This window comes from Fusibacter sp. (assembly GCF_057447755.1).
The window spans coordinates 1-11746 of the sequence record NZ_JBVBZF010000096.1; the positions used below are offsets into that span (position 1 = coordinate 1).

12 protein-coding genes and 1 riboswitch are annotated in these 11746 nt (G+C 40.6%); of the genes, 1 reads left to right on the plus strand and 11 read right to left on the minus strand.

Annotated elements, in window-relative coordinates:
* Positions 1 to 57: 57 nt before the first annotated feature.
* Positions 58 to 411 carry a VOC family protein gene (locus tag AC220I_RS11885; protein WP_486724053.1) on the minus strand — a complete coding sequence of 118 codons (354 nt, stop codon included), beginning with the start codon at positions 409 to 411 and terminating at the stop codon, positions 58 to 60.
* Positions 412 to 578: 167 nt separating this feature from the next.
* Here AC220I_RS11885 and AC220I_RS11890 point away from each other — a divergent pair, with 167 nt between their 5' ends.
* Complete coding sequence (locus tag AC220I_RS11890; protein ID WP_486724054.1) at positions 579 to 1283, plus strand: SDR family NAD(P)-dependent oxidoreductase; 705 nt, start codon at positions 579 to 581, stop codon at positions 1281 to 1283.
* Between the two features lie 222 nt (positions 1284 to 1505).
* Here the strand turns inward: AC220I_RS11890 and ribH are convergent, their stop codons facing one another.
* The 10 genes from ribH to AC220I_RS11940 form a co-directional block, all read right to left on the minus strand.
* Positions 1506 to 1973 (minus strand): 6,7-dimethyl-8-ribityllumazine synthase, encoded by a 468-nt coding sequence (gene ribH / locus AC220I_RS11895; RefSeq protein WP_486724055.1) that lies wholly within the window; start codon positions 1971 to 1973, stop codon positions 1506 to 1508.
* Positions 1974 to 1982: 9 nt separating this feature from the next.
* Positions 1983 to 3176: a bifunctional 3,4-dihydroxy-2-butanone-4-phosphate synthase/GTP cyclohydrolase II gene (locus AC220I_RS11900; RefSeq protein WP_486724056.1), complete on the minus strand. Its 1194-nt coding sequence runs from the start codon at positions 3174 to 3176 to the stop codon at positions 1983 to 1985.
* Positions 3177 to 3273: 97 nt separating this feature from the next.
* A complete protein-coding gene (locus tag AC220I_RS11905) occupies positions 3274 to 3909 on the minus strand; it encodes a riboflavin synthase (RefSeq protein WP_486724057.1) in 636 nt (211 codons plus the stop codon).
* The gene (ribD, locus tag AC220I_RS11910; RefSeq protein ID WP_486724058.1) at positions 3894 to 5024 is read right to left on the minus strand and encodes a bifunctional diaminohydroxyphosphoribosylaminopyrimidine deaminase/5-amino-6-(5-phosphoribosylamino)uracil reductase RibD; all 1131 of its coding nucleotides are present in this window, start codon (positions 5022 to 5024) and stop codon (positions 3894 to 3896) included. Before ribD ends, AC220I_RS11905 begins: the two co-directional genes overlap by 16 nt.
* Before the next feature lie 412 nt (positions 5025 to 5436).
* Positions 5437 to 5551: riboswitch (FMN riboswitch) on the minus strand.
* A 100-nt stretch (positions 5552 to 5651) separates the two neighbouring features.
* Positions 5652 to 6608, minus strand: a complete 957-nt coding sequence (gene rbsB / locus AC220I_RS11915; RefSeq protein WP_486724059.1) for a ribose ABC transporter substrate-binding protein RbsB — start codon at positions 6606 to 6608, stop codon at positions 5652 to 5654.
* Between the two features lie 18 nt (positions 6609 to 6626).
* On the minus strand, positions 6627 to 7568 hold the full coding sequence (gene rbsC, locus AC220I_RS11920; protein ID WP_486724060.1) for a ribose ABC transporter permease: 942 nt from the start codon (positions 7566 to 7568) through the stop codon (positions 6627 to 6629).
* 5 nt (positions 7569 to 7573) lie between these two features.
* Positions 7574 to 9067 (minus strand): sugar ABC transporter ATP-binding protein, encoded by a 1494-nt coding sequence (locus tag AC220I_RS11925; protein ID WP_486724061.1) that lies wholly within the window; start codon positions 9065 to 9067, stop codon positions 7574 to 7576.
* Complete coding sequence (rbsD, locus tag AC220I_RS11930) at positions 9067 to 9462, minus strand: D-ribose pyranase (protein WP_486724062.1); 396 nt, start codon at positions 9460 to 9462, stop codon at positions 9067 to 9069. Before rbsD ends, AC220I_RS11925 begins: the two co-directional genes overlap by 1 nt.
* 2 nt (positions 9463 to 9464) lie before the next feature.
* A complete protein-coding gene (gene rbsK, locus AC220I_RS11935) occupies positions 9465 to 10370 on the minus strand; it encodes a ribokinase (protein ID WP_486724063.1) in 906 nt (301 codons plus the stop codon).
* Positions 10371 to 10442: 72 nt separating this feature from the next.
* Entirely contained in the window at positions 10443 to 11438 is a 996-nt protein-coding gene (locus AC220I_RS11940; protein WP_486724064.1) for a LacI family DNA-binding transcriptional regulator, read from the minus strand.
* Positions 11439 to 11746: the final 308 nt, after the last annotated feature.

Consider the following 11746-nt stretch of genomic DNA (forward strand, 5'->3'; position numbering starts at 1 on the left):
AAAGGCATTTCCCTCTATATATGCAAGCATAATATTCACCCACGTTTCATCTGACGATTAAACTCTCGCCACAAATTCAAATTTTTCATTATTGAGGCCATCAAAAAATACAATCTTGGCAGACCCAACAATTCTAGGCTCTGAATATTCAATGCCCTGAGCCTTGAGTTTTTCCATTTCCGTTTCAAGACTGTCTACTTTAAAGGCAATATGTTCAATTGGTCCTAGAGTCCGCTCTTCATTGGAGGCTTTTGAAATAAGCTCAATAATCGTGCCGCCAACCTCTAAAAAGACCAATCTGCTGTCTGGATATTGATAATCCTTTAAGACCTTGGCTTCTAAAATCGTCTTGTAAAACTCTAAAGTCTTTTCAATGTCTAATACCTTTATGCCAATATGTCCAAATTTCATATTTGTCTACCTCTCTTCATTCATCATTTTTATCTTCTTCTATTTTAACAGATTTTGGACTTTTAAAATATCCTTTCTTTGGAATTTGAAACATTAAGCCCTTGAAATTCTAAGCACTCTCTAGTATATTTAAGCTAACTTAAGTTGTATTTTTGAAAGGAGAAGCCATGTATTCTGTAATCACCGGAGGCAGTTCTGGGTTAGGGCTTGAAATCGCAAAGGCACTGGCTCATGAGAACCAAAACTTAATCATTATTGGGCGTTCACCTGAAAAGCTGGAAGCTGCAAAGCAAAGTCTAAGTGTCATCAATCCAAGAATTGAGGTTCATGTTTTTCCATTTGATATCGCGGATGAATCTCAAGTATCTAATTTTGTAAATCAACTTGAACAAGATAAATGGCCTGTTAAGGCCCTCTACAATGTTGCTGGGTCCGCCTTCTACGGTGCCATTTCTCAAATTGAAAAAAAAGACATTGACGCCGTTTTAAATGCCAATTTGACTGGGCTCATGCTAATCACCCTCAAGCTCATTCCCTATATGCAGAAATACCCAATATCAGGGCAAAGAATCATAAGCATTTTATCTACTGCAGCATTAAAGGGAAAACGGAATGAAACCATCTACAATGCCGCCAAATGGGGGGCACGCGGATTTTTAGAATCTGTTAGAGACGAACTGTCCGATACGCCAATCGAAGTCATCAACGTTTTTCCAGGTGGCATGAAGACCCCATTTTGGAACGACTCACCTTCAGGCTATGCAGTTGAAACGTTTATGGATCCAAAGGCTGTTGCAAAACACATCGTCTCTATAAGTCTTGACGAAGCCGTCTATGTAAACGATATCACCATTGGGCGTCCAAAAGGCTAAGCATCATCTGTAAAATGATTGTCTCTTGCTCGGCTTTAAAAGCATAAACAAACTTATACTCAAAATAAATGTCAAAAAAATGCGCTGAATTAAGGGGTTAATTTCAGCGCATTTCTGTCTTTTTGAGATCGGTTAACAACTTCTTTATCTCTATGATTCTATATCTCTATATCTCTATATCTCTATATCTCTATGTTTCTATATCTCAATATCTATATGCTTCTATGCTTCTATGCCCCTGATTAGGTTTACCATCTCAATAGCACCCGTTGCCACATCAAAGCCCTTGTTGCCAGATTTTGTACCCGCACGCTCGATGGCTTGTTCAATGGTATCTGTTGTTACCACGCCAAACATCACCGGTAAGCCTTCATTTAGAGATACAGATGCGATACCCTTTGTCACCTCACTACAGACTAAGTCGTAGTGTGAGGTTGCACCCCTGATAACAGTCCCTAAACAGATGATTGCGTCATACTTATTCGATTTTGCCATTTTTGATGCAATAAGGGGAATCTCAAAAGCCCCTGGTACCCAAGCAATGTCAATTTGGTCTTCACTGACTTCATGTCTCGTCAAGGCATCAATAGCACCACCCAATAACTTTGAAACAATAAACTCATTAAACCTAGCGGCAACAATGCCAATTCTTATGTCCCTTGCAACTAATTTTCCTTCAAACGTTTTCATAATATCCTCCTATAAATAATGTCCCATTTTATTTTTTTTCGTTTCTAGATAAAAAGCATCATGTATCGTCGATGCAATCTGGATGGGTTTACGTTCAATAACTTCAAGCCCAAAATCCTCTAATCCTTCAATCTTAAGAGGGTTATTCGTTAATAGGCTCAATGTTTTAATCCCTAAATCCTTTAGGATTTGAGCCCCTATAACATACTCTCGCTGATCTTCTTCAAAGCCTAGGGCTAGGTTAGCTTCAACCGTGTCCATGCCCTGATCTTGAAGCTCATAGGCCTTGAGCTTGTTGATTAAGCCTATTCCTCTTCCCTCTTGTCTCAGGTATAGCAAGACACCACTCCCTGCCGCTTCAATGGCTTCCATGGCCCTTGCGAGCTGGTCACCACAGTCGCATCTGCATGAACCAAAAGCGTCTCCTGTCAAGCATTCCGAATGCACTCTACAAAGTACTGGAGACTCCAGGTCGAGCTTTCCCTTGACCAATGCCACATGATGTTCGCCATTTAAGAGGTTAATATAGCTATGCGCCATGAAATCACCATACTTTGTCGGCATTTTTGTAATGGATACCTTTGAGACAAGTTTTTCATTGCGTTTTCTATAATCCTGTAAATCTTTAATGGTAATGAATTTCATTTGATGCTTATTGGCAAAGTCCATGAGTTCAGGAGTTCTCATCATTTCACCCTCATCATTCATCATTTCACAGCAAAGACCGCATGCTTTAAGACCGGATAGCTTCATAAGGTCAACCGTCGCCTCTGTATGGCCATTTCGCTCAAGAACGCCATTTGGCTTTGAGAGTAGTGGAAACATATGTCCGGGTCTTCTAAAATCGCTTGGCAAAGAGGTTTCCTCTACGCACATCCTTGCTGTAAGCGCTCTTTCTGAAGCTGATATACCTGTAGTCGTGTTGATATGGTCAATCGAAACAGTGAATGCAGTGCCATGGGCATCTGTATTTTGTGTCACCATTTGGGGTAAGGCCAATCTGCTTGCGATTTCAAGGCTCATGGGCATACAGATCAAGCCCCTGCCATAGGTTGCCATAAAGGTCATGTTTTCCGTGGTTGCAAACTCTGCTGCACAGATTAAGTCACCCTCATTTTCCCTGTCATCATCATCTGTTACAATGATCATTTCGCCTCTTTTTAATGCTTCTAATGCGTCCTCTACCAAATCAAATTTAAACATGTCTCTTCTCCTTCTGACTATAAATTAGACTTATCTTATTGGCTTTTCATTTATGAAAATTGTTTTGATTATTTGAAACTAGACGATCCACATTCTATTAAAATCCGTTTGCAGTCAGAAAAGCTTGGGATATACCGCCTTTATGATTGCCCTTTAAGAATTTTTCAATGTATTTGCCAACCATGTCCACTTCCAAATTCACCACATCACCCATGCGTTTATGATGAAGTGTGGTTTGCGCAATCGTATGTGGGATGATACTCACTTTGAAAGTGCCCTGGTCTACCCCCATCACCGTTAGAGAAATGCCATCTATGGCAATGGACCCTTTTTCCACAACATATTTCAGAATGTCTTCTGATGCCTTTATGGTAAAAATCATGGCGATGCCATCTTTCTTTATCATGGTAATCTCACCAGTACCATCTATATGCCCTGAGACCATGTGTCCCCCAAACCGACCATCTGCTTTCATGGCGCGTTCCAAATTCACCACATCGCCACTCTTCAGCTTGCCGAGGCTAGACCGGGATAAAGTCTCGTTCATAACATCTGCCACCATGGTTCCTGCATCAAAGGAAATCACCGTCAGGCACACACCATTTACAGCAATGCTGTCGCCGATCTTAACATCGGAGACTACCAAGCGGGCACTAATTTCAAGCTTTGATGTCAGATTGCCCCTTACCATTTTTTTAACGCTACCTAGCTCTTCGATCAATCCTGTAAACATTTCTCACCTCTATCTTCAAAACCATATTCCAATAAAATATCTTCATTGATGAAAGTCATCTTCTCAAGTTTAAGGATGACAGCATCTCCCATGGTTTCCACACCAAGGCCACTCACGGGGGTATAGGCGGTTTCACCCCCTAATATCTTAGGCGCTATAAATGCGTAAAGATAATCTACAAGTTGCGATGCGATCATGGCTTCATTTAGGCGGCTACCACCCTCAAGTAAAATACTCTGGATGCCAAGTTCACCCATCTGCTTCATGGCAAGGGTCAAGTTAATATGACCATTTTTTTCTGGAACCCCAACAATGAGGCCACCTCTTTTTTTAAGTGCCTCAGCCTTTTGCTGACCTTCTTGACTTTCAAGGTAAAGCTCTGAGCATATATAATAAGTTTTGACATCATGAGATGTCAGGGGAATATTGTAATGCAAAGGGGTTTCCAGCCTTCGATCACATATGATGCGTATCGGGTTAAACGCTGAGTTTGCCCTATAGGTGAGTAGGGGATCGTCCTTCAAAACAGTTCCGATACCAACCATGATGCCATGAAATTGCTTTCTCAATTCCTGTACCCGCTCTCTAGAGGCTTCATTGGAAATCCACTTTGAATGGCCTGTTTTACTTGCTATTTTGCCATCTATTGTCATGGCATATTTTAGGGCAATATAGGGCATTTGAGTTTTAATGTGATGTATAAAGGCCCTGTTGATTTCGACACAGGCCTCAAGAAGAACATCTTCTATGACTTCAATCCCATTTGCCCTCAGCGCTTCAACCCCTTTCCCACTAACTTTTGGGTTTGGATCTCGAGTGCCTATGACGACCGTCTTGATACCATGCCTTATAATCGCCTCCGTACAAGGGGGCGTTTTTCCATAATGACAACAGGGTTCAAGTGTCACATAGAGGGTTGCGTCTTTTGGGTCTTGAAAACATGAAGAAAAGGCATTTATTTCTGCATGTGGACCGCCGTAAACCGCGTGATAGCCCTGCCCTATGATTTTGTCATCTTTCACAATAATAGCGCCTACCATTGGATTGGGGGCCACTGCACCTTGGCCCTTTTGTGCCAGCTCTAAGGCCAAGGCCATATAGGAATCATGGTTCATAAGGTCGTTCTCCTCTCATTATCAAATCCTTAAATAGCAATCATGCTCATATCATTTTCATTTTCAACAAGATTTGAGTCGTCTCTCGATGACTCAAACCAATTTTCGCTGACGCTGTTTGAGGCTGAACCTTCCTCATCACAGCTTTTGGCTCAAATTTTGCTTTATACAACACAAAAAAGCCCTGATTCTAATCAGGGCTTTAAAAGGTTTGCTGGTAACATTCATAAGAAATTTACAAACCCTCTTTGGCTGAGTACAGCGAAGAGGCTCTAACTTATGCTTATATCCAATAACGAATTTTATCGTTAAAAAAGCTCTGAAATGATTAAACATTTCAGAGCTCGTTCGCAAAATTACCATATGCTGATTATTGAATTGTATTTAATTCAATAAAGCATATATGGGATTTATTGATCTTCTTTCATCCAGACTTTACTGTCGGCTTCGGAGTTACACCGAATCATACCTTGCGGCTCGTGGGCTATACCACCGGTAGGGAATTGCACCCTGCCCTGAAGATTCTATTAAGTTACTGACATCTTAACATAAGCCAATTTTGATGTCAAACAAATTAAATTAATTTAAATGACCCTACAAAATTTTGCCCATAATCGCTATTAGAGATTATTTTGTGATTAATTTTAGGTCAACTGGTACAAATGCATCAACAGTTTCGCCGTTTAATACTTTTTGAGCAAACTCAACGCCAAGGCTACCAATCATATCTGGTTGTTGAGCCACTGTAGCTGCTAAAGTACCTTCTTCGACTGCTTTTACAGCATCATCTGTTGCATCAAACCCAACAACGATAATATCTCTGCCAGATGCTTGAATTGCTTTTAAAGCACCAAGAGCCATTTCGTCATTATGTGCAAATACAGCGTTGATTTCTGGTTGTGCTTGAAGAATATTTTCCATTACTGATAAGCCTTTAGTACGGTCAAAGTCAGCAACTTGTCTTGCAACAACTTCAACTGAAGTGCCTTCAAGTGCAGTGTTAAAACCAAGACCACGGTCTCTAGCTGCTGATGTTCCAGCAATACCTTCAAGTTCTACCACTTTACCAGTGCCATTAAGCTGAGCCACTACATATTCACCAGCCATTTTACCACCTGCTACGTTATCAGAAGCAATATGCGCCACAACATCACCAGCATTTGCACCTCTATCAAGTGTGATCACAGGAATAGATTTTGCATTAGCTGCTTTGATTGCGTTTACAACTGCATCAGAATCTGTAGGATTGATTAAGATCACGCTTACTTCTTGAGTTAATAAGTCTTCCACATTACCAAGCTCTTTAGCTGGGTCATTTTGTGAATCTAAAACGATTAATTCAATGCCAAGCTCTGCAGCTTTAGCTTCAGCACCTTCTTTTAAGGTTACAAAGAAAGGATTATCAAGTGTTGAAAGTACTAAACCGATTTTTGTTGCCATTTCAGGTGCTGGTGTTGTTTCTGGTGCTGCTTCAGTTGTTTCTGCTGGTGCTGGTTCTGCTGCTGGTTCTGCAGCCTTTGCGCATCCTGCAAGTGCAGTGAATGCAAGTAACATAATTAATAGTAATGCTAATATTTTTTTCATTTTTACGCTCCCCTTAAACTATTTTTGTTTTCTATCTAAAAGAACTGCAATCAAGATGACCAAGCCCTTTAGTAGCAATTGATAATAAGAACTAACATTCATTAAATTTAGTGCATTGTTGAGAATACCAATAATCAAAGCGCCGACAATGGTGCCCAATATGGAACCTACACCTCCAGCCAGACTCGTACCGCCCAGTACAACAGCTGCAATTGCATCAAGCTCGTAACCGCTTCCGGCTGTTGGCTGTGCAGAGGATAAACGACTGGTGATAATGATCCCTGCAAGTGCTGCAAGTAAGCCGTTGATACCATAAACGAATATTTTGATTCGATCAACATTAATACCAGATAATTGAGTTGCATCCTCATTGCCGCCAAGTGCGTAAACATAACGTCCAAAAGTCGTATTCTTAAGGATAAAATATCCAAATGAGAATATGACAATCATAATGAGTACGGGATTAGGGATGTTCAGAAAATACCCTTCACCAATTTTGTTGAAGAGCTCCCCATAGGCTTCATAACCCGTGGAAATCGGCTTACCATTTGTGAAAACCATGGTAGCGCCTCGTAAAATCGTCATTGTAGCAAGCGTCACAATAAAGGGCTGAAGTCTGCCTTTACTGATAATGACCCCGTTCATCATTCCAATGCCCATACCAAGTGCAAGTGCAAAGATCACTGCAAGTAGAGGATGAACACCACTAAATATCATGAAGGCACTTGTGGCGCCTGTAAATGCGAGGGTCGATCCTATGGATAAATCAATCCCCCCTGTTAGGATTACAAAGGTCATCCCAGCGGCGATAATAGAATTTATGGATGTCTGTCTCAATACATTCAGTATGTTAGACATGGTCAAAAATCGATCATTAAGCATTGAAATAATCAACGAAAATAGGATTAGTCCTATAACTGATCTGTATTTAACTAGCATTGACTTAAGATTAATATTCATTAAACCTATTCCTCCCTACTCCCAATGGCCAATTTCATAATTTTCTCCTGAGTGGCCTCTTTAATATCCAAAATTCCAGAAACACTGCCTTCATGCATGACCATAACGCGATCACTCATGCCTAGTATTTCAGGGATTTCTGAGGAAATCATTATGATGCTCATTCCCTCTTTTTTAAATTGATTCATGAGTTCATAAATTTCCTTCTTTGCGCCTACATCAACCCCTCTAGTCGGTTCATCCAAGATGAGGATATCAGGATTTGTCAGCAAGCTCTTGCCGATACTCACCTTCTGCTGATTGCCACCACTAAGATTTTTCACCAATTGATTGACTGAAGGCGTCTTTATGGACATCCCTGACACCATGGTTTCCGTCTTCTCATCTTCCGCCTTTTTATCGATGATAGAGGCTCTGGACATCTTTTTAAGGGCCGATAAACTCATATTTTCTTTGATGGTCATACTGAGAATAAGGCCGTCACCTTTTCTGTCCTCTGAAACGTATGTGATACCATTTTCAATGGCTTGACCTGTATTTTTAAATTTCTTTTGAACCCCTCGCAAGTGTATTTCACCTTCATCAGAGGCAATCGCACCTACGATTGTCTTGGCAAGCTCAGTTCTCTGAGAGCCCATTAGGCCTGCAACACCAAGTATCTCGCCTTCCTTGAGCTCAAAATTAATGTTTTTAACGTGTTTATTGGTTAGTCCCTTTATCTTGAGAATTGGGGCTTTAATTTCCACCTCGAGCCTAGGATAAAGCTCTTCAAGCTTTCGACCCACCATCATTTCAATAAGCCTATTTTCATCTATTTCAGAAACTGGATGCTCTGCAATGAAGGTACCATCTCTTAGGATAGTGACATCATCACATATTTCGAAGATTTCTTTAAGCCGATGAGAAATATAGATAATCCCCTTATTTTGAGCCTTTAAGGTCTTTATAACCTCAAATAAACTCAAGGTCTCCTTATCTGTTAAGGCATCCGTTGGCTCGTCCATGATTATCAACTTGGCATTGATCGATAGGGCCTTTGCAATTTCAACCATTTGCTTCTTGCCAATGCTGAGGTTTGCCACTTTCTCTCTGACATTTTCCTTCATACCGAGTGTCTGCATAAGTTTTTCGGCCTCATCGTACAAGACCTTCCATTTTATGACGCCCATGGCATTACGCGGTTCTCGACCCAAGAAGATGTTTTCACCAATGGTAAGGTGGTCAATTAAGTTAAGCTCTTGATGAATAATGGCGATGCCACCGTCTTGAGACTCTTTGGTATTCTTAAAATGAACGGGCTTTCCCTCAAAGAAAATTTCACCTGCCGTCATTTTGTAAACACCAGAAAGGATCTTCATCAAGGTTGACTTACCGGCACCATTTTCACCCAATAAAGCCATCACTTTTCCTTCATAAGCATTCAGTGAGACGCCATCAAGGGCTTTAACCCCCGGAAACTCTTTTTCAACGCCCTTCATTTGCAATAGAATTTTTTCCATTAAAACGTCACTCCCGACACTAATATAATATTGGCATATGGTGTACATTCGCCTGTTCTAACAACAGCTCTCGAAGAAGCCGTTTTTGCCTTGAAAGCTTCATGAGACACAAAAGTTATTTGTTCCTCAGCAAAATATTTGCTTATCCCCTCTAAAACCTCTGGATTCATGGTTTTAATTTCTTCTGCCAAAATAACAGATTCCACTTGAAGACTAGTCATGATTGTTTCAAAGGTCTCTAAAAAGCTAGGTACACTCTGCTTTAATGCCAAATCAATTCGGTTTACATGTTCTGGTATAGGAAGCCCCGCATCACCTATAACAAGCATGTCTGTATGCCCCATTTGACCTATGATCGCCAATAAGTCTGAATTCAACAATTTCCCTTTATACATCTTTACACACCAAACCTTTCTTTGACTTCAAGTCTTGTGGGCAATGAACTTTGCGCGCCCTTTCTCGTAACTGTGATTGCAGCCACCAATGTACCAAAAGCAATACTCTCTTCAAGGGATTCACCACTAGATAATGCATAGAGCAAGCCGCCTATAAAGCTGTCTCCAGCCGCTGTGGTGTCCACAGGCGTTACCTTTTGTGCACTGAAATAAGTTTTAGTCTTGCCATCACAAAGGACAGCCCCCTCTTCTCCCAGTGTAATCAATATTTTTTGGGTGCCTTTAGAAATTAAATCACTGACCCCACGATCAAGCATTATTTCATCTTTCGGATCACAACCTGTTAACAGTCTAAACTCTGATTCATTGGGGATTAATAAATCAACATTTTCTAGGATTGATCGTGGCAGTTCTTTCGCAGGGGCAGGATTCAAAACAGTTGTAACACCCTTGTCTTTAGCAATTTTAAAGCTCTTTTCTATGATTTCAAGCGGTACTTCCAATTGAGCGACGAGATAATCGCCATCCAGAATTTCAGCTGAAACGTCATCTGTTTTTAATTCAAAATTGGCTCCAGGAATGACCACAATTGAGTTGTCACCTGATTCGTTGACCATAATAAGGGCTGTTCCAGTGGGTTCAGAATTTGACCTCAGGACATTTGAAGTTTCGACAAGATCCCTTTTAAGACTCTCGATCAATTGCCCACCAAAATCATCTCCACCGACTTTCCCAATCATTGAAACATTGCCACCAAGTCTTCCTATTGTTGCGGCTTGATTTGCGCCCTTACCACCAGGAATTTGTACAAATCCATTTCCAAGTACTGTTTCTCCAACTGTAGGTGTCTTGTGAACAAGAGTTACCAAATCCATATTTAAGCTGCCCAGCACATTTATTTTTTTCATACAAGATCCCTTTCCTTATCAAATTTAGGTAAACGTTTAACCCGCCTGTTTTATAGAGAGTTTTTAAACTCTCTATCTCGTTGTATCTCTAATGATTAACTTTGTCTTTAAAACCTCTTCTGTCTTTTCAACCTCTGAATGATTGAGCATTTGAATCAGCATCTCTACCGTTTTATAGCCCATAAGATACTTAGGCTGACTCACCGTGGTAAGTTCAGGTTCAATCATCTGTGCCAAGTAGATGTCATCAAATCCCACAACACCTACCTCATAAGGCACGATCTTACCATGTTTCTTCAAGGCTTTAAGGGCACCTATGGCAATAAGATCATTTCCACAAAAAACGCCGTCGAAGGCGATGCCCATTTCGATAACTTTCTCAATCGTCTCATAACCTGATTCACTGGTATAATCACCTTCAAAGATGAGCACCTCTTCATCAGGATAACCAAAGGCCTTTAGCGCTTTTTTGTAGCCTTCCACCCTCAGCTTAGTCGGCATACTTGTGGCCGGCCCACTGAGATGAATTACCCTTTTATAGCCCTTATCCAGCATGTATTTAACGGCTTCGTAAGCACCTGTAATATTGTCCACTGTTATTTTGCCTTGAGCGTTTAAGCCTTCCAGCTCACGGTCAAGTGAAATAATGGGAATATTTATATGTTTAAGCGATTCGCTTATTTTTAACCTTCTACTTGAGGCTGTGAATATTATGCCATCCACCATCTTTTCCTGTAACATGGCAATATAAGCATCCTCTTTTGTCACATCATCGTCCGTATTGCAAAGAATCAAACTATAGCCCTCTTCACTGGCTTTGTCTTCTGCGCCACGTGCTACCTCAGGGAAAAATGGATTGGCGATATTAGGTATAACAAGGCCAATACTCTTTGTTTCCTTGGTAATCATGCTGCTTGCAACACGATTAGGCACATAACCTGTTTCCTTAATGATCTTAAAAATACGATCTCTCGTCTCTTGAGATATTTTCGCATCTTTCTTATTGATGACTTTTGAAACAGTTGCAATAGATACATCTGCCATTCGAGCAATATCTTTGATTGTCACTTTCAAATGTGGCTCTCCTTTTAGGGTAAACGTTTACCCTTTTCTTGACCTCATTATATCAAGTCCACTTTTTCATTTCAAGTCTTTTTTTTATAAGATTGAAAACTTTGTTCAAAAGCATATAATATTATTAAGATTAAGAACGGAGGCACCCCTTTGAATTCAATCATTCCATTAATCATTCTCTTTTCGGCAAGCTATTTGGGCTACCGTATTTTTGAAGCAATTCATTTCCCAGCGAGCCGAATTGTCGGGCCTATTTTTGTTGTTGCCCTCATTCAGCTATTAGGTTTTTCCGTAGTTGTTCC